This window comes from Acidisphaera sp. L21, from assembly GCF_009765685.1.
GTDB lineage: Bacteria > Pseudomonadota > Alphaproteobacteria > Acetobacterales > Acetobacteraceae > LMUY01.
Map to the genome: position 1 here is coordinate 164,535 of NZ_LMUY01000045.1, position 25,971 is coordinate 190,505.

Below are 25,971 nucleotides of genomic sequence, written 5' to 3' on the forward strand. Positions count from 1 at the left end.
GGTCTGCGTTGACGCTGGGCAAGTCGACGCCAAGCTGCTTGTAGATCTCCTGCAAATTCGCCGGCAGTACCCAGCGGAGGCCAAACGCGGCGGCAACTGCGCCGCCCTGGTCGGTCAGGATCGAGAAGCTGAGTTTGTTGTCCCGCTCTGATTTCCGGCTATTGGCGGCGGTCTGCTGCGATATCGCCAGCAGATCGCGCCCATACCCCGGATCTGCGCCGCATTCTCCTCTAGCGCCTGAAGTTCGGTGTTGCAGTAGGGACACCAGGCGCCACGGTAGAAGGTGACGACCAAGGGCCCGTGCAAGAGCAGGTCCGCCGAGGCGACGAGTTTGCCATCCGGGTCCGGCAGGATGAAGGAGGGTGCTCGGTCACCTGCCTTCACGGCGCGCTCGGCCTGGCCCGTGGCGATCAGCGCGTCGGTGCCGCCGTCCATAATGGCGCGGATATCCGCCGGCACCTTGGCGACGAAGGCCGCCTTGATGGAATCGAGTTTGTCTTGCAGCGCCATGACGGCCTCCTGAACTGAGGCGGAAGATCGGGCATGTCGGGCCGGGGCAGTCGCGTCCGGTGTGGAGAATGTTCTATTTGCCGTAGACATGAATGACCGGCTGACGGCTCTGCGGCTATTCGTGCGCGTGGCGCAAACCGGCAGCTCGGACGGATCGCCGGGTCACGTCGATGCGGTGGAGGGGCGGCTGGTAGTGACGGCGAATGAGGGCGTGGTGGTGGCCGCGCTGGCCGGGCCGGACATCATGACCGCCGCGGCCGGCGGCTGCACGAAAGAGGTCGCGGCCGGCCAATTGGTACGACTGCTGCCGGACTGGGATATGGGATCGGTCGAACTGCATGCCGTGTTCGCCAGTGGCAAGGCGGCCAAACCCGGCGCACGCGCATTCGCGGACTTCCTGGTGGCGAAAATCGGGCGAGCTAGAACGGCACCTCGGCAATGTGCCATAGCACGCCGGAGGGGTCGAAGATGAAGCCGACTTTCAACCCCCAGCTTTGCACCGCCGGGGCTTTCGGTGGTTTCACCCCGAATGCGGCGACGAGTTTGTCCGGGGTATTATTAGCCCACCACGCGTTCACGTCGCGCACCAGGATTTGCACCATGCAATTCTCGGCGGCTTCCTGAACGTAGAAATTCTGGAGAATGAAACTGAAACTACCGAGTTTCAGGATGGCGATATTGTCGTCCTCATGCGTGATCGCGAAACCGAGCGTCTGATAGAACCGCTTCGAAACGTCAAAATCCTTCGCCGGAACGAAGGGCCGCAATGCCAAGATCGGGTCCATGATGCCGGTTCCTTTTTGGGCCTGGTTATTCTGCCGCCAGATCCGCCTCACGCTGCCACCGGCTGCGATAGTCGGGCAAGCCTAGGTTTTCGCGCAGGGTCTTGCCGACATAGGCCGTGCGGGTCATGCCGCGGCGTTGCAATTCCGGTGTCAGCAATTCCACGAAATCGTCGATCCCGTGCGGCAGATGCGTTGGCGTCAGGTTGAAGCCATCGCAGGCGCCACCCTCGGTCCATTCCTCGATCCCGTCCGCCACGTCCTTCGCCGTGCCGACCAGGCGGTAGCCGCCGCCGCCGGAGTGTTCGGTGTAAAGTTGGCGGATGGTCATGTTCTCCGCCTTCGCCTTTTCCCACCATTTATAGGCGAGGCTGCGCACGGGGGCGTTCACCGGCTCCGGCACCGGGCCGTCCACGTCGTAGCCGGATAGGTCGCCCATCTGGTTGTAGATCATGCCGAGGCCGACCACCGGATCGATCAGCTGGTTCAGCGTGGCGAATTTGTCCTCCGCCTCCATCTTGGTGCGGCCGATGACGGCGACCAGGGCGGGCATGATCTTCATGTGGTCCGGATTGCGGCCGCGCTGCGCCACGCGGGCCTTCAGATCGTTGTAGTAGGTACGCGCTGCGCCGATCTCCAATGCGGAGGAGTACACCACGTCGGCATATTCGGCGGCGATCTCGCGCCCCTGCTCTGCCGCGCCGGCCTGCACGATGATGGGGCGGCCTTGCGGTGTGCGCTTCACGCTCAACGGGCCGCGAACGGCGAAATGCTTGCCCTTGTGGTGCAGGGTGTGCAGCTTGGCCGGGTCGTAGAAACGGCCGCTCGCCTTGTCGTGCAGGAAGGCGTCTTGCTCCCAGCTATCCCACAGGCCGGTAACGACCTCCACGAACTCCGCCGCGCGTTCGTAGCGCGTGTCGTAGTCCAGATGGGCGTCGCGGCTGAAATTCCACGCCTCCTGCTGGGACCAGGACGTGACGACGTTCCACCCGGCGCGGCCGCCGCTGATCTGGTCGAGCGAGCCGAATTTGCGCGCGATGTGATACGGCTCGTTGTACGTGGTGGAGGCGGTGGTCACCAGGCCGATATGTTTGGTCATCGGCGCCAGGGCCGATAGCAGGGTCAGCGGCTCTAGTTCGACATTGCGGTTGGAGCGTTCCAGATATCCCGGCGGATCGTCGTTGGCGCGCACGCCGATCCCGTCGGCGAAGAACACCATGTCGAACATCCCACGCTCGGCCTGTTGGGCGCAGTGCAGGAAATGGGCGTAGCTGGACGAGGCGTCCGCATCCACCTCCGGGTGGCGCCAGGCGGCGTCGTGATACCCGAGGTAGCGCATCGACAGCCCCAGGGCGATCGGCTTGGCCATGTCAGCCGTACCCCGCCTTGGCCAAGGTGGCGCGGGCCAGATCCATGTCGAACGGGAACGGCTTCAGCATCGCGTGGTCGTATTCGGGGGCGGAGTATGGGATGGGGACGGTGCCGGGTTGGCCGAAGCCGCCGGCCATTTGCTTGATGATGTCATCACGCGGAATGGCGTAGCTGATCGCCTTGCGGATATAGGCAGCGGCCTCCGCCGCGCGTGACGGATCTTTCTTGCCCAGCGGTGTGTCGACGCCGGTGCCGATGATTGGGTGGCGTAGATTGTAGCAGATATGCTGCCACTTGAAGCTGTCGAACCGCAGCACCTTGCCCCAGGACGGATCGATGGTGGAGACGAGCGGCCCCACGTCGTATAGCGGATCGTGCGCGTCGATCTCCCCGTTCTTCAAGGCGCTCAACACCGCATCGGTGCTTTGGATATTCACGACGTAGAAGCTGGTGACGTTGCCCGACGTCTTCTTCCAGTAATTCGGGTTCTTCGTGTAGGCGTAGGCCTTCTTCGTTTGATCATAGCCGCTGGTGATCCAGGGTCCGGTGCCGATGCCGCCCTTGGCGGTGTAACTGCCGGATTTGGTCTTCACCGTGTAGCTGCCCAGCCAGGTATTGGCGGTGTGGCCGCGCATCTGCTCGGGCTTGATCGATTCATAGGCGTGCTTCGGCATGATCGGCACGGCGGACAGCACGTACTCCCGCATCGACATCGCATATTGCGGCAGCGTCGCCGTGATCTGGTGGTCGCCGGTGATCTTGTAGGCGTCCTTGCTGCCAAACACCGCCTCCAGCGCCGCGCGGCTGTCGCTGGCGTAGGCCGGGTTCATGATGGTGTCGAAGGTGAATGCGACGTCGGCGGGGGTGAAGTCCTCACCATCATGCCACTTCACCCCCTGGCGCAGCCCGATCGTCCAGGTCTTGCCGTCGGCGGATTCCTGCACGTTCTCGGCCAGGGAGGGGATGAGCTGCTTCTTTTCCCAGCCGTCATATTCCAGCAATTGGTTGTAGACCGGGCCGCACACGTTGGTGTCATTGTAGCCCTGCCCGTACATTGGTAGCGCCGCTGCGGCCGCGGGCCAGCAGGCGAACGCGGCGGAGGCATCATTGCCGCCACCGGCGATCGTCCAATTCTCCGGCCGCGGGTAGAAGGCGGGGCGGAACGTCGTCGCATCCAGCCCGGACAGCTTCGGGTTGGTGGCGATCAAATCCTCTGGATAGAACAGGATGGTAAGCGGTTCGGTATCGTACCAACGCTTTTGGAACGTTTCCATCGCGGCCTTCTGCACCGCCGGGTCAACGGAACCGGCGTAGTCCGCCACGGCTTTGTCGATCACCGGGTCTTCCAGGTAATAGTAGTTCTGGCCAGCCGGCGGCAGCATCTTGCTGGAAAATAGCTCGTTCGGGGTGGGTTTGACGGAGGAGTAGTAATAGCGCTCCAGATATATATCCCAACCGCCATCCGGATAGGTTTTGCCATCGCCCTTGTTGCGGCGCGGGTAAATGGAGGTGAACGGGACGTAGGAGGGTACGACCTCGATCCCCAATTGCGACATCTGCCGGGCGGATAGGGTGCCCCAGGCCATGCGGGCGGCCTGGTTGTTGGGGATCATATAATAGAGCTTGAAGAACGGCGCTGCGGCCCGGGCGACGAACGGCATGGCAAGTGGGGCGGCCAATGTGGACGCTGCCGCGCCTTTGAGGATCGTCCTACGGCTGGGCCCGGTCATACGCTGTTCCTTCGCTGATGCGGGGGAATCCACCCTCCCGCCCCGGCGCTGTCAACGCTTTTCGCCTTGGCGGGCAGCGGGGGAACCCCCTAGGCTGCCATCATGCAGTGCAGTAGATCAGCGCCGGGCGCGGCGTGAGCGGGGGTTTGCGGTTCATCGGTCGCCGGGCGGCCTTCGCCCTGGTGCTGGTTGTCGGCGTCAGCGCCATCGTGTTTTTCCTGGTCAATGCCATCGGCAACCCGATCGCGATGTTGATCTCGGGCCAGCCGAACGCGACCGAGGACCAGATCGCGGCGCTGACCGCGTATTACCATTTGGACCAGCCGGCCTGGCAGCGCTACCTGGCCTGGCTGGTCCGCCTGGCGCATTTCGACCTCGGTAGCTCGATTACCTATAATCAGCCCGTTTGGCAGATGCTGTATGTCTGGGGCTGGGAGACGCTGAAGATCCAGATCCCGGCGATCATCATTTCCATCCTTATCTCCATCCCGCTGGCGATGACGGCGGCGCGGCGGCAGAACTCTCGTAGTGATATGTCGATCATGGCCGGCTCGCTGCTGGGCCATGCGATGCCGACATTCCTGATGGGGATCGTGCTGATCCTGGTCTTCGCCTACTGGTTGGGATGGGTGCCGTCGTATGGCGCCTACTCGCTGCGCGCGCCGGCCTGGCATAGCGTGTTCCTGGACGGGCTGTGGCACATGGTGCTGCCGGTGGGCATGCTGACGGTGTTCAATACCGCGACCTTTACCCTGCTGTTGCGCGCCAGTCTGATCGACGTGTTGCGGCAGGATTTCGTCGTGGCCGCGCGCGCCAGCGGTCTGCCGGAGCGGCGCATTCTGTACGGCCACGCGCTGCGCAACGCTTTCATCCCGGTGCTGACCTATCTTGGCATCGCCTTCGGTCTGATGTTGGCCACGGCGCCGGTGACGGAGACGGTATTCACCTGGCCGGGGCTCGGCTTCCTGTACATCAATGCCATCCAGCAACTGGATTATCCGGTAATCATGGGTGAAACCGTCGTCATTGCCGTGATGTTGGTGGGGGCGACGCTGTTGACGGACATCGCCTACGTGGCGATCGACCCGCGCATCCGCATCGGATGAGGCGCTTTCACCGACAGGGCATGCTGCGCCAAGGGTTGCGGCGGCTGGTGCGTACGCCGGCGGGGATATGCGGATTGGTGTTGGTGGGCATCGTGGTGCTGGCTGCGCTGGGGTGCCATTGGCTGGCGCCGTTCGACCCGGCGGACCAATCTGCCACCATGGGCATCGGCGCCAATCACGCCCCCGCCTGGTCCAACCCGCTGGGCACCGACCGGCTTGGCTACGACGTGCTCAGCCGCGTGCTGTATGGCGCCCCCACGGCGCTGGCGGTGGGGCTGGGGGCGATGGTGGTGGCCAGCCTGATCGGCGTGGCGGTCGGCGGCATCGCCGGGTATGCGGGCGGCTGGACCGACGAGTTGCTGATGCGGCTGACCGAGTTCTTCCTGGTGATTCCGGTCTTCCTGGTGATCCTGGCGGTAGTGCGGCTGTTCAGCATCGTCGTGGTCGGCACCTGGCTGGAAACCGTGCCGCATTTGAGCCTGATGACGATCATCGTGCTGCTGGGCGTGTTCGGCTGGCCGCCGATCGCGCGGCTGACCCGGGCGGAGTTCCTGCGCCTGCGCCATGCTGAATTCGTGGACGCCGCCCGCTGCATCGGCACCCGCCCTTCGGAAATCGTGGTCCGGCACATCCTGCCGAACGCCATGCCCGGCATCGTGGTGGTGATCGCGCTCGGCATCGGGAGCGCCGTATTGTCGGAGGCGATGCTGTCCTTCCTAGGGTTCGGCGATCCGAATGCGGTCAGTTGGGGCCAATTGCTGTTCTTCAATTACGAGCAGTTGAAGATCGCGCCCTGGTCGTCGCTGGCGCCGGGTATCGCGATCTTCATCACCGTGCTGGGCTTCAACCTGTTGGCGGACGGATTGTCGGACGCATTCAACCCACGGCGCCGGCAGTGAGCCCGATCCTGGAAATGACGGGGCTGCAGGTCTCGTTCGGGCCGTCGCTGGCCGTGGATGGCATCGATCTGCACGTGGCGGCGGACGAGGTGCTGGGGCTGGTGGGCGAGTCTGGCAGCGGCAAGACCATGGCCAGCTTGTCGATGCTGCGTCTGGTGCCGAGCCCCGGCCGCATCACCGCCGGACGCATCGCGTTCGAGGGGCGGGATCTTCTGGCATTGCCGCCCAGCGAAATGGCGGCGTTGCGCGGCAAGCGGATCGCGATGGTGTTCCAGAATCCCGCCCACTCGCTGGACCCGCTGCTGACCATCGGTACCCAATTGGGCGAGATCGTGCGCTGGCACGAGCGCGTCGGCCGGAAGGAGGCGCAGGACCGGGTGGCCGCGCTGTTGCAATCCGTCGGGTTGTCGGACCCGCTGGCCCGGTTGAAGCAATTCCCGCACGAGATGAGCGGCGGCATGAAGCAGCGCGTGTGCATCGCGCGTGCCCTGCTATGCAACCCGGCGCTGCTGCTGGCGGACGAGCCGACCACCGCGCTGGACGTGACGATCCAGGCGCAGATCCTGGACCTGCTGCGGGAGGTGAAGCGTCGCACCCGCACCGCGATGGTGCTGGTGACGCATGACATGGGCGTGGTCGCCCGCATGGCGGATCGGGTGACGGTGATGTACGCCGGCCGCATCTGCGAAACCGCTGACGTCCGCACGCTGTTCCGCGCCCCGCTGCACCCGTATACCACCGCGCTACTGGAAAGCGTGCCGCGTGCCGATCGCACCGCCGCGCGGGTGCGCCTGCCGGTGATCGGCGGCCGCCTGCCCGACGCGCGCCACCCGCCCGCTGGCTGCCGGTTCCATCCACGCTGCCCGGAGGCGATTGCGGATTGCGCGCTGCAAACGCCGATTCCGACCGAGGTCGCGCCGGGCCATATTGTCAGTTGCATCCGGCGCGGTAGCCGGTCCTTGCCGGTGGCGGCGTGAGCACCCTGGTCGAAATCGACGGGCTGACGAAGGAATACCCGCCCGCAAGGCGCAACCATGGTCCCGTGCGCGCGGTGGATCACGTCGGCTTCACGGTCGACGCTGGGGAGACGCTGGGGTTGGTGGGTGAAAGCGGCTGCGGCAAGACTACTGTCGCCCGCACCATCCTGCACCTGACGCCGCCCACCGCTGGGCGGGTGCTGCTGGATGGCACGGACACGGTGGCGGTGCTGCGCGATGGCAGTCGCAAGGATGCGCTGCGGGTGCGCCGGGCGATGCAATACGTGTTTCAAGATCCGCTGCAAGCGCTGAACCCGCGCTGGACTGCGGGGGATGCAATCGCCGAACCGTTGCGCGTCCATTCCCTGCTGCCCCGCGCCGATTGGCAGCGCCGGGTGGAAGAATTGTTGGACCGCGTGGGAATGGAGCCGGCGCATGCCGCGCGTTACCCGCACGAGTTGAGCGGCGGGCAGCGGCAGCGCGTCGGGATTGCGCGGGCGCTCGCAGTGCAGCCGCGCTTTTTGATTTGCGACGAGCCGGTGTCGTCTTTGGACGTGTCGGTGCGGGCGCAGATCCTGAATCTGTTGGGGGATTTGCAGGATGAGTTCGGCCTGGCCTATTTGTTCATCTCGCATGATTTGGCATCGGTCCGCAGTGTCAGCCATCGGGTGGCGGTGATGTATCTGGGTCGCATCGTGGAAATGGCGCCGGCGGATGCGCTGTTCGCCTCGCCGCTGCATCACTATACCGCCGCGCTGCTGGCCGCGGTGCCAGTGCCGGACCCAGACTCGCCGCAGGGGACGGCGGTGTTGGCGGGGGAGCCGCCTTCGGCCACCAACCCGCCGCCGGGTTGCCATTTCCATCCGCGCTGCGCGGCGGCGCTGCCGGTGTGCCAGACGACGGTGCCGCCGCTGGCCGCCGCCGGGGAGGGCCGCGTCGTCGCGTGCCACAACCCACGATGATGCGCGTTGCAATTTTGGGCACTGGCGGCATCGGCTTGTGCGCCGCCGCGGTGCTGTGCGAGGCCGGGCATTCGGTGGTGCTGTGGTCGCCCACGGGGAAGCCGCCGCCTTCCACGCTCATTTCCACTGGCGCCGTGATCGGCACCTTCACGCCCGAGGTCGCGACCGATTGCGCGCAGGCGTTGGCGGGGGCGACGGCGGTGTTGATCGCGGTGCCGGGTTACGGCCATCGCGCGGTGATCGAGGCGATGGGGCCGCATCTGCAACCGGGCCAGGTGGTGCTCTACAGCTCCCACATGTCGTTCGGGGCGCTGTATCTGCAAAGCCTGTTGCAAGCGCGCGGGGTGGAGTGCCCGATCGTCGCCTGGGGGACCACCGTCGTCACTGGTCGTCGCATTGGGCCGGGGGCGGCGCATGTGGGGAATATCCGGTCGCGGCTGGACGCGGCTGTGCTGGGGGACCCGGCGGGGTTGGACACGTGCCGCGCCCTGTTCGGCGACCGGTTCGTGGCGCGGGACGGGCTGCTGCCGATCGCGCTCAGCAACCTGAATCCGCAAAACCATCTGGGGATCGCGCTATGCAACCTGACCCGCATGGAGAAGGGTGAGGCGTGGAAGCAGAACGCCAACATCACCCCGGCTGTGGCGCGGTTGATGCTGGCGCTGGATGCGGAACGCCTGGCCATCGCCGCGGCATTCGGGATCACCGTGCGGACGCTGGAACAGCATTTCCACCTGTCCTTCAACATTGCGCAGACGGATATGGCGACGATGGCGGCCGAGTTGGCCACCCGCGACAGCGACCCGTTCGGGCCAGCCACGCTGCAAACCCGCTACGTGCTGGAGGACATGCCGTTCGGCATCGCGCCGATGCTGCAACTGGCTGCGGCGGCTGGGGTGGCGGCGCCACTGCACGCGGGCGGCCTGGCGGTGATGTCGGCGCTGTATGGGCGGGATCTGGCAGCGGATAATGATCTGCTGCCGCTGGTCGGCGCTCTGGTGGCGGAGTTGCTGGCAGGCTAGCGTTAGCGGGACAGCAACGATTGCCTCGGGGAACGACCATATGAAACGCCGCACGCTTCTCGCCGGCCTTGCCGCAGCACCACTCGCCCGCCCTGCTTTGGTGCGCGCCGCCAGCGCCACCACGCTGAAATTCATCCCGCAGGTAGATCTGTCCTTCCTGGACCCGCATTGGACGACTGCCTACGTCACCCGCAATCACGGGACGATGGTGTTCGACACGCTGTACGGCACCGACGCCAACTTCAACGCGCAGCCGCAGATGGTGGAGGGCCACACCATCGAGAATGACGGCAAGCTGTGGACGCTGAAGCTGCGCGATGGGTTGATGTGGCATGATGGCACTCCCGTCCTGTCCCGCGACTGCGCCGCCAGCATTCGTCGCTGGGCCAAGCGGGACGCGATGGGCGACGCGCTGATGGCCGCCACCGACGAGTTGTCCACCCCCGACGACAAGACGCTGGTGTTCAAACTGAAGCGCCCGTTCCCGCTGCTGCCGGACGCGTTGGGCAAGGCAGGGTCGCCCATGCCGGCGATGATGCCGGAGCGGCTGGCCAAGACGGACGCGTTCACCCAGATCACCGAAATGGTCGGCTCCGGCCCGTTCCGTTACAAGACGGATGAACGGCTGCAGGGCGCGCGCAACGTCTACGAGAAGTTCGAGAAGTACGTGCCGCGCCAGGGGGGCGAGCCGAGCTGGATTTCGGGCCCGAAGATCGTGCATTTCGATCGGGTGGAATGGACTACCATTCCCGACGCCGCCACCGCCGCCAACGCGCTGATCGCGGGCGAGCAGGATTGGTATGAATACGCCGCGCTGGACCTGATGGGCCTGCTGCAGAAGGACAAGAACGTCCGTGTGAGCGTGCCGGACCCGACCGGCATCGTGGAGATGATGCGGCCGAACGCGCTGCAGCCGCCATTCAACAACCCGGCGATCCGCAGGGCGCTGTGGCTAGCGCTGGACCAGGCGAACTTCATGCAGGCGATCACGCCCGACCCGAAGATGTATCACACCCCACTGGGCTATTTCGGCCCCGGCACGCCGATGGCCAGCGAAGTGGGGCTGGAGCCGCTGAAAGGCCCGCGCGACCTGGACAAGGCGAAGCAGGCGCTGAAGGACGCCGGGTATAAGGGCGAACGCGTCGTGCTGCTGGTGCCGACGGATTACGTGACGCTGAAGGCAATGGCCGACGTCGCTGCCGACATGATGAAAAGCATCGGCATGAACGTGGATTACGTCGCCACCGATTGGGGCAACATGCTTCAGCGCCGCAACAACAAGGGTCCCGTGGAACAGGGCGGCTGGTCGCTGTTCGTCACTGGCTGGACCGGGCTGGACTGGGCGAACCCGGCGGGCCATATCGCGCTGCGCGGCAATGGCGAGGCGGGATGGCCCGGCTGGTCCAGCAGCCCGAAGATCGAATCGCTGCGGCAGGATTGGCTGACGGCACCCGACGTCGCGGCGCAGAAGAAGATCTGCGAGGATATTCAGGTGCAGGCGATGCAGGATGTACCTTATTGGCCGCTCGGCGAGTATCTGCAGCCCACCGCCATTCGCACCCGCATCAGCGGGGTGAACCCGGGGTTTGCGACGTTCTGGGATATCAGGCCGGTCTAATGCAAACGGCCTCTCCCACCGGGAGGGGCCGTTCTTGAGCTACACCGGTCGGGTGCCGCACCACTCTGCGATGAAGGCGGCGATCGTTACCGTCGTCTTCTTCAACGCCGGCAGATAGCTGCCTTCGTCGAAGCCGTGATGGTTCTGGCCGACGGGGCCGTAACACAGCGCCGGCATGCGGTGGTACAAGCCGTAGAACCGCGTGTCGTTCACCGCGGTGCTGGTGCGGGCGTCCATGGGCTCGCCGAAAACAGCCTGGTGGGCGCGGGCCAACACGGCCTCGGCCTCGGTGCCGGGTTGCTGGACGAAGCCGTCGGCTTGGAAACCGTTCCATACGACTTCCGGCGGGTTGTTGGCCATGAAGGCGTCGCCCTTTGCCGCCTTTGCCACCACGTCCAGCACGGCTTGGCGCGCGTCGGCCAGGTTCTCGCCGGGCAGCAGGCCGATGCGGCAATCGACCTCGCACCAGGCGGGGGTGGAACTGCCCCAATCGCCGCCGCGGATCACGCCGGGGTTGAACTTGATCGGGTCGGGAACCTTGCCGAACCATTCATCCGACTTGGCCTTTTGGTTCAGGTCCTTGGTGTGCTCGGCCAGCGCCTGCAACAGGGCGTAGGCGGACAGGATCGCGTTGGTGCCGGTTTGGGCCTGGGCCACATGCACGGGGACGCCACGCACGCGCAGGCGGAACCACATGACGCCGACATGGGCACGGGTGATGGTGTTGGAAGTGGGCTCCGGAATCAGACACGCCTCCGCCCGGTAGCCGCGGGCCAGGGTGGAGAGCGCGCCGTTGCCAGTGCATTCCTCCTCCGTCACGGTCTGCAGATAGACGTCCGCGGCGGGGGCTAGCCCGGCGCTGCGAAGCGCGTCCATTGCGAATACCATCGCCGACACGCCCTGCTTCATGTCGCCGGCGCCGCGGCCGTACAGCCAGTCGCCGCGCACCACCGGGTCGTAGGGTGGGGTGGTCCACATGTCGGCTGGGCCCTCCGGCACGACGTCCACATGGCCTTGCACGATCAGGCTGCGTCCGCCGCCAGGTGGGGCGCGGACGGTGGCGACCACCTGCACGTGGTCTTCATACTTCGTGTCCATCACCGGGGAGAAGCCGGGGAGATGGTCCATCGCCACGTCGGACAGGGTGTAGCGATCCACGCTCCAGCCGCGGGCGGCGAATTCGCGGGCGATCCAGTCCTGGCACCGGCCCTCCTGCCCGCGGCGGCTGGGGAAGCGCACCAGGTTCTTGAGCCACTCCACCTGCGCATCCCAATTCGCGTCCACCGCCTGTTGCAGGCGGGTAAGTAGATCCTGATCCGGCATGGCATTATCCCTCTCGTCGGTCATGCGGTAGGGCAGCACGGGGCAACGGGGCTGTCCATGTTAAGCCGGGCTGTCCATGTTAAGAAGGGCCGTGTAGCAAGGCGGTTGGGAGTTCGAACCGCCCCGCCGCAAGGGAGACCGCCATGGCCCGCATGCCGACGAAGGGCGCCAACGCCGCCAGCCACCGGACCGCGCCGTAACCGTGGACATGCCGCAGACGCCGGCCGCCCGTACGCCCTACCTCACCTTCGACCGGCAGGAGTGGGCGGCGTTACGCGCCAACACGCCGCTGCTGCTGTCCGATACGGAGTTGGAGGCGCTGCGCGGGTTGAACGAACCCGTCTCGCTGGACGACGTGGTCGACATCTACCTGCCGCTGTCGCGGCTGCTGAACCTGCATGTCAAGGCGGCGCGCAATCTGGGCAGCGTGGTGGAAAGCGGCTTCCTGGGCCGCCCCAGCCCGTCCACCCCGTACGTGATCGCCGTGGCCGGCAGCGTGGCAGTGGGCAAAAGCACCTTCGCGCGCGTGCTGCGCGCCGCCCTGGCGCGCTGGCCGGATACGCCCCGGGTCGAACTGGTGACGACGGACGGCTTCCTGCATCCGACCCGGGTGTTGGAGGAGCGCGGCCTGATGAGCCGCAAAGGCTTCCCCGAAAGCTATGATCTGAAGCGCATCCTGACGTTCTTGAGCGCCGTGAAGGCTGGGGAACCGGGGCTGCGCGTGCCGACCTACTCGCACGAGGCGTACGACATCATCCCCGACCGCTACCAGGTCATCGACCAGCCGGACGTGCTGATCTTCGAAGGGCTGAACGTGCTGCAGGCGGTGGGCGGCGCGCCCTCGGTCGCGTCGGATTTCTTCGATTTCTCGATCTATCTGGACGCCGAGGCGGAGTCGATCGAGCAATGGTATATCGAGCGGTTCTCCCTGCTACAGCGCACGGCGTTCCAGCGCCCGAAATCGTATTTCCACCACTACAAGGATTTGTCGCCGCAGGAGGCGGAGAATGTGGCCCGGACGATCTGGCGGGAGATCAACCTGCCGAACCTGGCCGGCAACATCCGCCCGACGCGGGAGCGGGCTCGGCTGGTGATCCGCATGGGCCGATCGCACGCGGTCGATGAGATCTGGCTGCGGCGCGCCTGACGGATGGTGGAGCGCGCGATGCGGATCTCGGTCGAACTCATCCCCCGCGGTGAGGCCGAAGTGTTGGCGGACGCAGCGACGGTGCGCGCAGCGCTGCCAGCCGCGAACACCTTCAACATACCCGACCTCATGCGCTTTCCGCTGCGCAGTTGGGACGCATGTGCGCTCGCGCGGTCGGTTCTGCCGGCGGCGATCCCGCATATCCGGGCCATCGATATCCCACCCGGCGATGAGCAGGCATTGGGCGACACGGTGGCCGCCGCCGGGCTGACGGAGGTGCTGGTCATCAAAGGCGACCCTCCGAGTGATATGAGCCGGCACACCTATCCCAATAGCAGCGAGGCCGTAATCCAGCGGCTGAAGCGCCACCACCCGAATTTGCGGGTCTACGCGGCGTTCGACCCGTATCGCCAAGGCTTTCGCGACGAACTGGCCGAGGTGGATCGGAAGCGTGATGCCGGGGCGGACGGCTTCTTCACCCAGCCTCTGTTCGACCTTCGCCTGTTGACGATCTGTGCCGAGATGCTGCGGGGAACGGAGGTTTTTTGGGGCATCGCGCCCGTGCTGGGGGAGCGATCGAAGGCCTATTGGGAAACCACCAATCGCGTGGTGTTTCCGCCCGATTTTTCACCGACGCTGGAGTGGAACCGGGAGTTTGCCCGCGCAGCGGTGGGGTTGATCAGTTCGTTGGCGGCGAACGTCTACTTCATGCCGATCAAGGTGAATTTGGCCAAATATTTCGATGGGCTGCTGGACGGTAATTCGGCCTAACGACTGGCCCGGTCGCCCGGATTGCCTGCCAGGTCATAACAGCCTCGCGCCTTGCCGTGGCGGTGGCGGCAGACGCAGCCCGTGGGATTGTGTATGGGCTGCGCCTCCGCCCCATCTCGGACCCGAACCAGCATGACCGCCGACCAGCCCCTGCCGCGCCTCGTCACCCATAGCGGGAAGTTTCATTGCGACGAGGTGTTCGCCCACAGCGTGCTGCGCCTGGCCCTGGGGCTGCGCACCCCCGGCGTGGATTACGCGCTGGTGCGGACCCGCAAGCCGGATCTGATCGAGGCCGGGGATATTGTTTGGGACGTCGGCAGCCTGTACGACGTCGCCACCAGCCGGTTCGACCACCACCAACGCGGCGCGCCGCTGCGGGCGGACGGTACGCCGTATTCCTCGGCCGGGCTGGTGTGGCAGGTGTATGGGGAGCGGGCAGTTACCGCGATCCTGGCGCCCGGCGACGCGCATTTCGCGCCGCAGATCGCCGCCTCCATCGATGCCGGCATGGTTCATCGGATCGACGAGTTGGACAACGGCGTGTCCGTCAACGGCCCGCTGGCGAATGACTCGCTGGGCCTGGCGGCGCTGATCGGCGATTTCAACCCGGCCTGGGACGCACCGGACGCGTCCGGCCCCACGGCGGGTGACGCCGCGTTCCTGGAGGCGACGGGGTTGGCGGAGACGGTGTTGCGCCGCCGGGTCGAGGGCGTGCGCGGGCGGTTGGCGGCGGAGGCGATCGTGCTGAAGGCCCATGCGGCTGCCGAAGACCCGCGCATCCTGGTGCTGGACACCGGCATGCCGTGGAAGAATGCCGCCTTCGCGCATGATCTGCCGCTGCTGTTCACCGTGTCCCCGGCGTCCAACGGTAATTGGATGGTGGACACGATGCCGCCGGAACCCGGTTCGTTCGCGCAGCGCCTGCCGCTGCCGGAGGCGTGGGCTGGGCTGCAAGGGGAGGATTTGGCCGCGGTGTCTGGCGTGCCGGATGCCGTGTTCGTGCATTTGCGCCGCTTCGTGGGCGCGGCGCGGACGCGCGAGGGGGCGGTTTCCCTCGCACGCCGGGCGATCGAACTCGGTTAGCGGCTGAAGAACGGCGCCAGGTTGGCGCGGATCCGATCCAGCACCGGGCCGTCATCGGCCGGGAGCTGGAAGGTCTGGCCAGTGATGGTCTCGAACGCCTCGATATAGACGGCGGCGGTGCCGAGAACGAGGTCCTGCGGGATTTCGGGGATGTCGTCGCCATATGGGTCGCAGCGGGACGCGACCCAATTGCGGACGAAATCCTTGTCGAAGCTTTCAGGCTTCGTCCCAGCGTCAAATCGCTCCTGGTAGCTGGCGGCCTTCCAATAGCGGCTGCTGTCGGAGGTGTGGATCTCGTCCGCCAGTACGATGCGGCCGTCCGGGTCGGTACCGAATTCGTATTTGGTATCGGCTAGGATAAGCCCCCGCTCCGCCGCCATCGCCTGGCCGCGGGCGAACAGCGCCAGCGCGTAGTCGCAGAGCTGGGTCCATTGCGCCGCAGTCAGCAGGCCCTTGGCGATGATCTCATCCGGGGTCAGCGGTGCATCGTGGCCGCCGTCGAATTCCTTGCTGGTGGGGGTGATGATCGGCTGCGGCAGGCGTTGATTGTCCCGCAGGCCCTCGGGGAAATGGACGCCATACATGTCGCGCTGCCCGGCGCGATACATGGTGAGGACCGAGGTGCCAGTGGTGCCGGCCAGGTAGTCGCGCACCACGATTTCCACCGGCAGCACGGTCAGGCGCTGGCCGATGACGACGTTCGGGTCGGGGTAGCTCAGCACGTGATTCGGGCAGATGTCGTTGGTGGCGTCGAACCAGAACCGGGCGGTTTGGGTCAGCACCTGGCCCTTGAACGGCACGGCGCACAGGATGCGGTCGAATGCGCTCAGCCGGTCGGTGGCGACCATGATGCGGCGGCCGTCTGGCAGGTCGTAATTGTCCCGCACCTTGCCGCTGTAATGGTTTGGCAGTTCCGGAATGGTCGCGTCCAGCAGGACCTGGTGCGCGTGGGCGCGGAGGGTCGTGGGATCCATAGGGTCTGCCTTTCGAAGCCGCGCTCGGTGATGGCGGCAGACTAGCCGAACCCCCCGCCCCTGTCAGGCACGCGCGGCGCGTGTCACGAATGCGGACGCGGTGTCTGGAATTCGGACGCCCGCTCGGTGCGGAACCGTCGCGAATCCGGGCGTCGGACGCGGCATGGTCCTTGCGCTATACGCTTCATGATGACCGCGCCCGCATCCACCTCGACCGCGCCACCCCGCAGCCGATCCTTGCGGGGGCGGCTTGTGGTGCTGTGGGTGATCTCGTTGATCTCGGCCGTGGCGGTGGGTGCGGTGCTGGTGGCGCTGTTCCAGCAATCCTCTAGCGATCGGGTGGGGCGGGCGGACGCGTTGGCCAGCCGCGCCTGCGACGCCATTGTCGACAACTACCAGTTCTACACCGCCGGGGAGACGGAGGCGCCGGCCGATTTGCACGATCCGGCGGTGCAGCGGGCCCTGCAGGCGGTGGTCGTGATGGCCCTCGCCCGCCGGACCGGGATCGAGGGCGGGATTTGGCAGCAGAATGAGGGTTCGCTGGCATACGCCTTCCCGACCTACGAGGGCACTGGCCCCAAGACCGACCTGCCAGTGGCCGAGCAGGGCGCCATTCGCACCATCAATACGGAGGCATGGTCGGAGGAGCGCGCCGTCGCCGCGCGCCAGACCGGGCGGCAGCAAACCATGCTGCTGCACGCCTGCCCCCTGCCCGGCCCGATCGAGGGCGTGACCGCCTGGACGATGACGCGGGAATATACGGACCGGGGGGCTGGCTACTCCCAATTGTTGGGCGGGCTGGCGGTGCTGTTCGCCTCCGTCCTGGCATCCGCCGCCTGGACCACGCATCTGCTGCTGACCTGGTCGCGCAAGCTGGGCGCGCTGGAGGCGGGGATCGCCCGGCACGATGGGCTGGATCCGCCGCTACTGGCGCCGACCGGGGAGCGGGAGTTGGACCGCATCATTGGCGGGCTGAACGCCACCACCAGCAAACTGCGCGGCGCCCGAGCGGAGGCGGAGCGTTTGTCCACGAACATGGCCGCGGCGGAGCGATTGGCGGCACTGGGCCGGGTGGCCGCCGGGATTGCGCACGAAATCCGTAACCCGATCGCCGCGATGCGGCTGAAGGCTGAGAATGCGCTGCTGGGCGACGATGCACGGCGCCGGGGCGCGCTGGAAACCATCCTGGTCCAGATCACCCGGCTGGACGGGCTGCTGCGCGACCTGCTGACGCTGACCCATCGTAGCGAACCGCAATGGCAGGCGGCGGACATCCGGGTATTGCTGGAAACCTGCGCCGACCTGCACCGCGACGTTGCCGCGCGGCAGAGCGTGCGCTTGGTGGTGGATTGCGTCGCCGTCACCTGGCCGCTGGACCCGGCGCGGATCGGCCGGGCGATGGATAACCTGGTGCTGAACGCAATCCAGGCCTTGGCGAATGGCGGGGTGGTCATCCTGTCGGCCACCGCGACCGCCGGCGCATTGTGCCTGCGCGTCGCCGATGACGGGCCTGGTGTGCCGGACGCGATGCGACCGCATCTGTTCGAACCGTTCGTGACCGACCGGGCAGAGGGCACCGGGCTGGGGCTGTCCATCGTGAAGGAAATCGCCCTGGCGCATCACGGGGCCGTTTCGTATCGCCCCGGCAACCCTGGGAGCGTTTTCCAACTTATGTTGCCATTGCGGGAACCCTGATGGCCCAACTCCTCGTCATCGACGACGACGCCGCGTTTCGCGATGGCCTGGCGGAAACCCTGCGCGACCTGGGGCACGAGGTGGCCGAGGCCGCCAATGGCCAGGACGGCCTGGCCCAGTTCGATGCCGAGCGGCCGCGGCTGGTATTCCTGGATCTGCGGATGCCCGGGCTGGACGGCATGGTGGTGCTGAAGCGGCTGTGCGGCAATGGCCCGGCGCCGCCCGTGCCGGTGGTGGTGCTGACAGCCTACGCGTCGTCCACCAATACGATTGGCGCGATGCGGCTAGGGGCGTTCGATCACCTGACCAAGCCACTTGGCCGGGCCGATATTGCCGATGTGGTAGCCCGCGCGTTGAGCCGCAGCGCCAGCGTTGTGCCGAGTGACGCCATGGCGGCTGACGGTCCACTGGTTGGGAACAGCCCGGCGACGCGCGCGGTGCAGAAGCTGATCGGCATGGCGGCTGCCTCCGATGCGACCGTTTTGGTGACGGGGGAGACCGGCACCGGGAAGGAATTGGTCGCCCGCGCCCTGCACGAACACGGGCCACGCGCTGCCGGGCCATTCGTGAGCGTGAACTGCGCGGCCATCCCGGCCGAATTGTTGGAGAGCGAGTTGTTCGGCCACGTCGCCGGCGCGTTTACCGGGGCGGTGCGGGCGCAGGCCGGACGGTTTCGTGAGGCGCAACGCGGCACGCTGCTGCTGGACGAGATCGGCGACATGGACGCCGCCATGCAGGCCAAGATCCTGCGCGTCTTGCAGGAGCGTGTGGTGACCCCCGTTGGCGGGCGTCCGGAACCGGTGGATGTACGCGTCGTCGCCGCCACGCATCGCGACCTGCTGCGGCTGATCGACGAGGGGCGGTTCCGGGCGGATTTGTATTATCGGCTGCACGTCATCCCGATCGCCCTGCCGCCGCTGCGGGATCGGGCGGACGATATCATGCCGCTGGCCGAGCATTTCCTGCATCTGGCCAACCCGGCTGCACCGAAGCGCCTGTCGTCCGCCGCCGGCACGCTGCTCGCCGCCAGTTCGTGGCCGGGCAATGTGCGGGAGTTGCGCAATGCCGTGGAACGGGCCGCTGCCCTGGCGCGTGGCACGACGATCGAGGCGGAGGATCTAGCGTTCCTTCGCACCCCGGCTAGTTCGGCTGCCGCGATTGGGACAGACCTTACCCTGCCCGAGGCCGTCGCCGAACTGGAACGAGTGATGATCCGACGTGCGCTGGCAGAGGTTGGCGGCAGCCGAACCGAGGCAGCGCGCAAGCTGGGGATCCATCGGCAGCTGCTGTACGACAAGATGAAGCGCCACGGCCTGGGCGACGTGTCGGGCGACGGGTCGTAATGCGAAATGTCGGGAAACCGGACGAGGATGTCGGACTAAGCGACAAATAGTTTGAGAATTAGTTGTCTGTGTTCGCAGGTTCAGCGTTATTTGTTTGGCACAGCGCTTGCTCTACTTCAGTCGAGTCTGATTTTCGTCAGGCGACTTGGAGAAATCGAGATGATGACCAGAATCACCACAGTCCTGCTGGCCACGGCCGCGCTGGGCCTGTCGGCCGGCGGCGTGCTGGCGCAGGCACCGCAGACGCCCGTTGCGCTGACCCAGGCACAGCCGATGTTCGACTACAAGCAATTGCCGGCGACGCAGGGCACCGTGAAATTCTTCACCATGACGCCGCGCGGCGACGTGGATGGCTTCGTGCTGGCGGATGGCACGCAGGTGCATTTCCCCCCGCATATGTCATCGCAACTGATCGCCGCAGTCCGGCCGGGTGATGCGGTGACGGTGTATGGGCTGAAGGCCGCCAGCATCCAGATGATCGCCGCCATGGCGATTGCCGGTGACGCCAGTCACCAGACAGTCGTGGATATGGGACCACCTGGCGGCCCGGATGGTGGACCCGGCGGCCGGTTTGGTCACGGCCCAGAGCATGGTCCCGACCGTGGCCCAGATCGGGGCCCAGATCGGGGTCCGCGTCCGCCGCATGGTGGCCCGGTGACCCAGGTTACGGGCAAGGTGATGACCACCCTGCACGGCCCGCGTGGCGAGGTGAATGGCGCCATGCTGGAGGACGGCACCGCGCTGCGCCTGCCACCGCCGGAAGCGATGCGGTTTGCCGCCTTGATCGCGCCGGGGCAGACCGTCGTGGTGGAAGGCCGCGGCATCGCGAACAATCTGGGTCGCATGGTGGAGGTACGCTCGATCGGCGCGTCCGCCGACAAGCTGACGGAATTGGCACCCCCGCCGCATGGCCCACACGGTGATCGTCACGGGCCGCCTCCGGGTGATGCGCCGCCGCCACCGCCGCCGCGTCCGTAACCTGAAGCAGCGAGCCGCCCGGGAACTATCCCGGCGGCTCGTTATTCGGTGCGGGCCGAAATAGGAGAAAGCTTTTTGGAAACGACGAGAACACCATCGCGCCGCAGCCTGCGAGGGCTGGATGCGATCAACATCATGATGGCCGATGTGCGCGATGGTGTCGGCCCCTACCTCTCCGTCTTCCTGAAGGGCGCGGAACATTGGGATTCCGGGGCGATCGGCGTGGCAATGGCCGTGTCGTCGATATCCGCCGCGATCTTCCAGGTGCCAGCCGGATTGCTGGTCGACGGTACGACGGCGAAGCGGTTGCTGATTGCGCTATCCGGGTTAATGGTCGGCGCCGGGTGCCTGCTGATCGTCTGGTTTCCCCATTTCGGGCCAGTATTGGCGGCGCAGGCGATGCTGGGCGCTGCCTCCGCCGTCATTCCGCCGGCCATCGCCGCGATTTCGCTGGGGTTGGTCGGGCGCAAATTATTCGATGGTCGGATCAGCCGTAACGAGAGTTTCAATCACGCCGGCAATTTCATCGCGGCTGGACTGGCCGGGTCGCTGAGCCATTTTCTGGGGGACGCCTGGATCTTCTATCTGGTGTGCGCCTTCGCCGTGGCTAGCGCGCTGGTCGTGACGCTGATCAAGCCGGGGGAGATCGACAACAGGTTGGCGCGGGGAGAGGATACGGCCGATCGCTGCGAACCGATTCCGCTGCGTACGCTGTTCCAGCGCCGGGATCTGGTGGTGTTCCTCGCCGCCGTCGTGCTGTTCCATTTTGGAAACGCGGCAATGTTGCCGATGGCCGGCCAGGTGTTATCGATTGCGCACCCGGGCAGCGATACGATCGCGCTATCGGCCTGCATCATTGCGGCACAATTGGTGATGGTCGGCGTTGCCTGGGCGGTGGGCCGTGCGGCGGCACGCGGCGTTGGGCGCAAGCCGATCTTCCTGGTCGCGCTGGCGGTGCTGCCGGTCCGGGGTGTGCTGTTCGTCTTCACCACCAGCCCGGTCGGCGTGGTGGCGATACAATTGCTGGATGGCGTGGCGGCGGGGATCTTCGGCGTGGTGTCGGTGCTGATCGCAGCCGATCTCATGCGCGGCACCGGGCGCTTCAATTTGGCGCAGGGGCTGACGGCGCTGGCCATCGGCATCGGCGCAGCACTGAGCAATGTGACGGCAGGGTTTGTGGTTCAGTGGTTCGGCTATGCCACCGCATTCGTATATCTGACCGTTGTCGCTACGATCGCGCTGATGTTCTTCGCCATCGCCATGCCGGAAACCCGGGATCTTACAGCCTCATGACGTTGCATTGGGTGAGTTGGGCCATCGTCGGCCTTGCCACGGCAGGGGTGATCACCCGGCCCTTTGCATGGCCCGAATATATCTGGGCTGCTGGCGGTGCGGTGCTGTTGGTCGCGTTCGGTTTGCTGTCGCCAGTAAGCGCGCTGGCCGGGATCGGCAAGGGCACCGATGTCTACCTGTTTTTGATCGGGATGATGCTGCTGGCCGAGTTGGCCCGGCAGGAAGGGCTGTTCGATTGGCTGGCGGCGCAGGCGGTCAGCATGGCGCGAGGCTCCGCCACGCGGCTGTTCACACTGGTGTTCGCGGTTGGCGCCATCGTCACGATCTTCCTATCCAATGACGCCACCGCCGTGGTGCTGACGCCGGCCGTTGCCGCCGTGACGACCGCGGCGGGGGTGAAGGACAGGCTGCCCTATTTGTTGATCTGCGCGTTCATTGCCAACGCCGCCAGTTTCGTGCTGCCGATTTCAAATCCCGCAAACCTGGTGATCTACGCCAGCCACATGCCGCCCCTGCTGGAATGGTTGCCGCGCTATGCGCTGCCATCCGTGTTGGCCATAGGATTGACCTACGCCGCGCTGCGCTGGACGCAACGGGCGGTGTTACGAGGCGCGATTGCGTCCGATGTGGTGCGACCGGCGTTGTCCGATGGCGGTCGCATGGCGGCGGCGGGCATTGCCGGAACCGCGATCGTGCTGTTGGTGTCGTCGGGATTCGGACTACAACTGGGGTTGCCGACGCTGCTGGCCGGGGTGGCGACGGCGGTGCTGGTGATGGTGCGCTCGCGCAGCGGGTTGGTGGCGGTACTACGTCAGATTTCCTGGGGCGTGCTGCCGCTGGTGGCCGGGTTGTTCGTGCTGGTGGAAAGCCTGCAGCAGACCGGCGTTACCGCCGCATTGGCGGCAGCGTTGCAGGGATTGGTGCGAAACTCGGCCACACAAGCCGCCTGGGTTGCGGGCATCGTGCTGGCCGTCGGCAGCAACCTGGTGAACAATCTGCCCGCCGGGCTGGTGGCCGCCGACGTGGTCGCCATTGCCAACGTGCCTGAGCGGGTGCGGAGCGCCGTGCTGATCGGCGTCGATTTGGGGCCGAACTTGTCGGTCACCGGCTCGTTGGCGACGATCCTGTGGCTGACCGCGCTGCGGCGGGAAGGGCTGTATGTCGGCGCGTGGGCGTTCCTGAAGCTGGGCGCGGTGATGATGCCACCGGCCCTGCTGCTGGCGCTAGGGGCAGCCCTGTTGCGCTAGAGGTGCCGGCCGCCATCCACGACAAGGGTGACGCCGGTGGACAGGCGCATATGCGTGATCGCGGCCATGATTGTCAGCGCGACGTCGTCGGCCTGCGTGACCGTTTTGAGCGGCGTGGTTTCGGCCTGCTTTTCCACCGACGCCATGGTGCGGCCTTGCACGAAATCCGTGGCGACGGCGGCGGGCGCCACGCCGATGACCCGGATCTCCGGCCCCAGCACGCGGGCCAGGGATAGTCCCATCGTGTCCAGCGCCGCCTTGGACGCACAATAGGCGATGCAGCTACCCTGCCCAGTGGACCCGGATAGGGAGGACACGTTGATGACCACCCCCGCGCCCGATGCGCGCAGCAGCGGCACGAAGGCGCGGATGGTGGCGAACGGGCCGCGCACGTTCGCGGTCAAGATGCGGTCGAATGTATCGTCGTCCATCGCGTCCAGATCGGCATGCGGCACCGGTTTGGTGAATGCGCCGGAATTGACCAGCACATCCGCCCTGCCGTAGGTCGTTTCGACCAGCGCCGCGGCAGCGCGGATGGCGGCGCTGTCGAGCATCGGCAGATGCATCGCCATGTGCTTATCGCCGGGCAATTCGGCGACCAGGGCGTTGGCACGGTCCAGCCCGGCGTTGTAGCCGACCACGACCGTGGCCCCCGCGGCCGCCAGACGCCGAACGGTCGCGGCGCCGATGCCACTGCTGCCGCCGGTCACGACGGCGACGCGTCCGGCCAGCGCATATTCCCCCAAATCGCCTCGGCGTAGTGTGGACATTGGCGTTTCCTAATCGACGTTATGCAGCCTTCGTTGGACGCCCGACGGCAACGTAGTGCAAACCGGCCGCGGTCATTTCCGCCGGCTCGAACACGTTGCGCAGATCCACCACGGTTTTGTCGCGCAGCGCGGTCGCCAGCATGTCCGGCGCCAGGGCGCGGAACTCGTTCCATTCGGTAATCAGAACCATCGCATCGGCACCCGCCAGCGCCTCCGCCGCGCCGGCGCAGAATACCACCTGGCTTGGCAGCATCGGCTTGGCAGCCTCCATCCCCTCCGGGTCGAAGGCACGGATGATGGCGCCCTCCTCCACCAGGCGATGCACCACGGGCAGGCTGGGGCTGTCGCGCATGTCGTCGGTCTCGGGCTTGAAGGTGAGCCCCAGCACGGCGATCGTCTTGCCGCGCACGCTACCGCCGCAGGCGGCTACGACGCGCGCGGCCATGCCGGCCTTGCGGGCCTCGTTCACCGCCACGGTGGTTTCCACCAGGCGGGACGGCGCGCCCCAATCCTGGGCGATGCGGGCCAGGGCCAGCGTGTCCTTGGGGAAACAAGAGCCACCGAAGCCCGGGCCGGGATGCAGGAACTTGCGGCCGATGCGACCGTCCAGGCCGATGCCGCGGGCGACGTCGTGCACGTCCGCACCGACCTTTTCGCACAGATCGGCCATCTCGTTGATGAAGGTCACCTTCATCGCCAGGAACGAATTGGCCGCGTATTTCGTCAGCTCCGCGGTCTCGATCGCGGTGAACAGGATTGGTGTTTCGATCAGGTTCAGCGGGCGATACAGGCGGCGCAGCACTTCCTGGGCGCGGGCGCTCTGCGTGCCGATGACGACGCGGTCGGGGCGCATGAAGTCGCCGATGGCGCTGCCTTCGCGGAGAAATTCCGGGTTGCTGGCGACATCGAACGCCAGGTCGGGGCGGGCGTGCTTCACGATTTCCGCAATGCGACGGCCGGTGCCGACGGGGACGGTGCTTTTGGTGACGATGACGGCGTAGTCGGTCAGCGCCAGCGCGACTTGTTCGGCCGCGGCGTTGACGTAGCTGACGTCGGCATGGCCGTCGCCACGCCGGGTCGGGGTGCCCACGGCGATGAACACGGCCTCGACCCCGGATACGGCGGTTGGCAGGTCGCCGGTGAAGCTCAGGCGCCCGGCGGCGACGTTCTCGTGCACCAGGCGTTCCAACCCGGGCTCGTAGATCGGCATCTTGCCGTCCAGCAGTAGCGCGAGCTTGGCCGGGTCCCGCTCCACCACGCAGACATCGACGCCCAGATCGGCGAAACACGCGCCGGATACCAGGCCGACATAGCCACCACCGATCATCGCGATTTTCATGCTGCCGTTCCCTATACGCTGTTGCCTTTCTAGCCAGGCTTGCGGCGGCTGTCACACCTGGCGACAAAGGCCGCATGACAGACGATCTTCCCGTTCGCGATGCCCTGCCTGCGCTGGAGGCGGCGTTATTAGCCGGGAATGCCGTGCTGGTGGCGCCGCCCGGTGCTGGCAAGACGACCCTGGCGCCGCTGCACCTGCTCGGCCGCCAGCCGGGGCGAATCGTGATGCTGGAACCGCGCCGACTGGCGGCGCGTGCTGCGGCGACCCGGATGTCGGCCATGCTGGGCGAACCGGTGGGCCAGACAGTCGGCTACCGCACCCGGCTGGACTCCGCGGTGTCCGCCGCCACCCGGATCGAGGTGGTGACCGAGGGGCTGCTGGTTCGCCGCCTGCAATCCGATCCGGGGCTGGACGGGATCGGCCTGGTGATCCTGGACGAGGTGCACGAGCGCGCCCTGCCCGCCGACCTGGCGCTGGCGCTGTGCCTTGATCTACAGCGGCAGTTGCGGCCGGAGTTGCGGCTGCTGGCGATGTCCGCCACCGCGGATGGCGCCCGGCTGTCCGCGCTGATGAACGCCCCCGTGGTGGAAAGCGCCGGCCGCATGTTCCCCGTTGCGGTCCAGCATTCGAAGCGCGACATCGCCTCCCCCCGCGATCTGCCGGGCGCCGTTGCGGGCGCGATCCGGGACGCTTTGGCGATGCATGAGGGCGACATCCTGGCCTTCCTGCCGGGCATGGGGGAGATCCGCCGGGCGCAGTCGGCGCTGGAGGGATGTGGCGCGCTGGTGCTGCCCTTGCATGGCGACCTGCCCATTGCGGAGCAGGATCGCGCGCTGCGTCCGGCCGAGGGACGCCGAGTAGTGCTGGCCACCAGCATCGCCGAGACCTCCCTCACCGTGCCAGGCGTGCGCATCGTGGTCGACGGCGGATGGCGGCGCACCCCGCGGCTGGACCCGGCAACGGGGCTGACCCGGCTGGCCACGCTGCGCATCAGCCGGGCGGCGGCCGAGCAGCGCGCCGGCCGCGCGGGG

Annotated in this window: 24 protein-coding genes; 16 read left to right on the top strand and 8 right to left on the bottom strand. The window is 66.5% G+C overall.

Annotation, left to right across the window (positions count from 1 at the left end):
- Nucleotides 1–114 precede the first annotated feature (114 nt).
- The gene (locus GSQ76_RS31745; protein WP_254070344.1) at nt 115–510 is read right to left on the bottom strand and encodes a redoxin domain-containing protein; all 396 of its coding nucleotides are present in this window, start codon (nt 508–510) and stop codon (nt 115–117) included.
- A gap of 88 nt (nt 511–598) precedes the next feature.
- Between GSQ76_RS31745 and GSQ76_RS10510 the strand changes: the two genes are divergently transcribed.
- The gene (locus tag GSQ76_RS10510; protein ID WP_158743845.1) at nt 599–982 is read left to right on the top strand and encodes a hypothetical protein; all 384 of its coding nucleotides are present in this window, start codon (nt 599–601) and stop codon (nt 980–982) included.
- On the opposite strand, the gene GSQ76_RS10515 is transcribed toward GSQ76_RS10510, so the two are convergent.
- The 3 genes from GSQ76_RS10515 to GSQ76_RS10525 are packed head-to-tail and all read right to left on the bottom strand — an operon-like array spanning nt 930 to nt 4,393.
- Nucleotides 930–1,295 carry a glyoxalase gene (locus tag GSQ76_RS10515; protein ID WP_158743846.1) on the bottom strand — a complete coding sequence of 122 codons (366 nt, stop codon included), beginning with the start codon at nt 1,293–1,295 and terminating at the stop codon, nt 930–932. The genes GSQ76_RS10510 and GSQ76_RS10515 overlap by 53 nt on opposite strands.
- 25 nt (nt 1,296–1,320) lie before the next feature.
- Nucleotides 1,321–2,661 carry an LLM class flavin-dependent oxidoreductase gene (locus GSQ76_RS10520; RefSeq protein WP_158743847.1) on the bottom strand — a complete coding sequence of 447 codons (1,341 nt, stop codon included), beginning with the start codon at nt 2,659–2,661 and terminating at the stop codon, nt 1,321–1,323.
- 1 nt (nt 2,662) lies between these two features.
- Nucleotides 2,663–4,393 (bottom strand): ABC transporter substrate-binding protein, encoded by a 1,731-nt coding sequence (locus tag GSQ76_RS10525; protein WP_158743848.1) that lies wholly within the window; start codon nt 4,391–4,393, stop codon nt 2,663–2,665.
- A 134-nt stretch (nt 4,394–4,527) separates the two neighbouring features.
- Between GSQ76_RS10525 and GSQ76_RS10530 the strand changes: the two genes are divergently transcribed.
- Genes GSQ76_RS10530 through GSQ76_RS10555 form a run of 6 tightly spaced genes read left to right on the top strand, consistent with a single transcriptional unit; the run spans nt 4,528 to nt 10,977 of the window.
- Entirely contained in the window at nt 4,528–5,499 is a 972-nt protein-coding gene (locus tag GSQ76_RS10530) for an ABC transporter permease (RefSeq protein WP_158743849.1), read from the top strand.
- Complete coding sequence (locus tag GSQ76_RS10535; RefSeq protein ID WP_158743850.1) at nt 5,496–6,398, top strand: ABC transporter permease; 903 nt, start codon at nt 5,496–5,498, stop codon at nt 6,396–6,398. Before GSQ76_RS10530 ends, GSQ76_RS10535 begins: the two co-directional genes overlap by 4 nt.
- Nucleotides 6,395–7,375, top strand: coding sequence for an ABC transporter ATP-binding protein (locus GSQ76_RS10540; protein ID WP_216850984.1), 981 nt, complete (start codon nt 6,395–6,397; stop codon nt 7,373–7,375). Before GSQ76_RS10535 ends, GSQ76_RS10540 begins: the two co-directional genes overlap by 4 nt.
- The gene (locus tag GSQ76_RS10545) at nt 7,372–8,337 is read left to right on the top strand and encodes an ABC transporter ATP-binding protein (RefSeq protein WP_158743851.1); all 966 of its coding nucleotides are present in this window, start codon (nt 7,372–7,374) and stop codon (nt 8,335–8,337) included. The genes GSQ76_RS10540 and GSQ76_RS10545 overlap by 4 nt, the downstream gene beginning before the upstream one ends.
- The gene (locus GSQ76_RS10550) at nt 8,334–9,359 is read left to right on the top strand and encodes an NAD/NADP-dependent octopine/nopaline dehydrogenase family protein (RefSeq protein ID WP_216850985.1); all 1,026 of its coding nucleotides are present in this window, start codon (nt 8,334–8,336) and stop codon (nt 9,357–9,359) included. Before GSQ76_RS10545 ends, GSQ76_RS10550 begins: the two co-directional genes overlap by 4 nt.
- Before the next feature lie 40 nt (nt 9,360–9,399).
- On the top strand, nt 9,400–10,977 hold the full coding sequence (locus GSQ76_RS10555; protein WP_158743852.1) for an ABC transporter substrate-binding protein: 1,578 nt from the start codon (nt 9,400–9,402) through the stop codon (nt 10,975–10,977).
- 39 nt (nt 10,978–11,016) lie between these two features.
- Here GSQ76_RS10555 and GSQ76_RS10560 read toward each other — a convergent pair whose 3' ends face one another.
- Complete coding sequence (locus GSQ76_RS10560) at nt 11,017–12,300, bottom strand: ArgE/DapE family deacylase (protein WP_216850986.1); 1,284 nt, start codon at nt 12,298–12,300, stop codon at nt 11,017–11,019.
- Between the two features lie 208 nt (nt 12,301–12,508).
- Here GSQ76_RS10560 and coaA point away from each other — a divergent pair, with 208 nt between their 5' ends.
- The 3 genes from coaA to GSQ76_RS10575 all read left to right on the top strand — a co-directional run bounded on the left by coaA (nt 12,509) and on the right by GSQ76_RS10575 (nt 15,301).
- The gene (coaA, locus tag GSQ76_RS10565; protein ID WP_158743854.1) at nt 12,509–13,447 is read left to right on the top strand and encodes a type I pantothenate kinase; all 939 of its coding nucleotides are present in this window, start codon (nt 12,509–12,511) and stop codon (nt 13,445–13,447) included.
- 18 nt (nt 13,448–13,465) lie between these two features.
- Nucleotides 13,466–14,218 carry a methylenetetrahydrofolate reductase gene (locus tag GSQ76_RS10570; RefSeq protein ID WP_158743855.1) on the top strand — a complete coding sequence of 251 codons (753 nt, stop codon included), beginning with the start codon at nt 13,466–13,468 and terminating at the stop codon, nt 14,216–14,218.
- A gap of 132 nt (nt 14,219–14,350) precedes the next feature.
- A complete protein-coding gene (locus tag GSQ76_RS10575; protein WP_158743856.1) occupies nt 14,351–15,301 on the top strand; it encodes an MYG1 family protein in 951 nt (316 codons plus the stop codon).
- On the opposite strand, the gene GSQ76_RS10580 is transcribed toward GSQ76_RS10575, so the two are convergent.
- On the bottom strand, nt 15,298–16,275 hold the full coding sequence (locus GSQ76_RS10580) for a phosphoribosylaminoimidazolesuccinocarboxamide synthase (protein WP_158743857.1): 978 nt from the start codon (nt 16,273–16,275) through the stop codon (nt 15,298–15,300). The two genes, GSQ76_RS10575 and GSQ76_RS10580, sit on opposite strands and share 4 nt — an antisense overlap.
- A 237-nt stretch (nt 16,276–16,512) precedes the next feature.
- Between GSQ76_RS10580 and GSQ76_RS10585 the strand changes: the two genes are divergently transcribed.
- From GSQ76_RS10585 to GSQ76_RS10605, 5 genes are all read left to right on the top strand, one after another.
- On the top strand, nt 16,513–17,970 hold the full coding sequence (locus GSQ76_RS10585) for an ATP-binding protein (RefSeq protein ID WP_216850987.1): 1,458 nt from the start codon (nt 16,513–16,515) through the stop codon (nt 17,968–17,970).
- Nucleotides 17,970–19,313, top strand: coding sequence for a sigma-54 dependent transcriptional regulator (locus GSQ76_RS10590; protein WP_158743858.1), 1,344 nt, complete (start codon nt 17,970–17,972; stop codon nt 19,311–19,313). Before GSQ76_RS10585 ends, GSQ76_RS10590 begins: the two co-directional genes overlap by 1 nt.
- Before the next feature lie 159 nt (nt 19,314–19,472).
- Entirely contained in the window at nt 19,473–20,291 is an 819-nt protein-coding gene (locus GSQ76_RS10595; protein WP_216850988.1) for a hypothetical protein, read from the top strand.
- 75 nt (nt 20,292–20,366) lie between these two features.
- Nucleotides 20,367–21,584, top strand: a complete 1,218-nt coding sequence (locus GSQ76_RS10600; RefSeq protein WP_216850989.1) for an MFS transporter — start codon at nt 20,367–20,369, stop codon at nt 21,582–21,584.
- Nucleotides 21,581–22,831: an arsenic transporter gene (locus GSQ76_RS10605; RefSeq protein ID WP_158743859.1), complete on the top strand. Its 1,251-nt coding sequence runs from the start codon at nt 21,581–21,583 to the stop codon at nt 22,829–22,831. Before GSQ76_RS10600 ends, GSQ76_RS10605 begins: the two co-directional genes overlap by 4 nt.
- Here the strand turns inward: GSQ76_RS10605 and GSQ76_RS10610 are convergent.
- Together GSQ76_RS10610 and GSQ76_RS10615 are read right to left on the bottom strand one after the other, a co-directional pair.
- Entirely contained in the window at nt 22,828–23,601 is a 774-nt protein-coding gene (locus GSQ76_RS10610; RefSeq protein WP_158743860.1) for an SDR family NAD(P)-dependent oxidoreductase, read from the bottom strand. The genes GSQ76_RS10605 and GSQ76_RS10610 overlap by 4 nt on opposite strands.
- Nucleotides 23,602–23,620: 19 nt before the next feature.
- Entirely contained in the window at nt 23,621–24,940 is a 1,320-nt protein-coding gene (locus GSQ76_RS10615) for a UDP-glucose/GDP-mannose dehydrogenase family protein (RefSeq protein ID WP_174247321.1), read from the bottom strand.
- Between the two features lie 74 nt (nt 24,941–25,014).
- On the opposite strand from GSQ76_RS10615, the gene GSQ76_RS10620 reads away from it, so the two are divergent.
- Nucleotides 25,015–25,971, top strand: a 957-nt coding sequence (locus tag GSQ76_RS10620; protein ID WP_158743861.1) for a DEAD/DEAH box helicase, incomplete at its 3' end; no start/stop codon positions are given.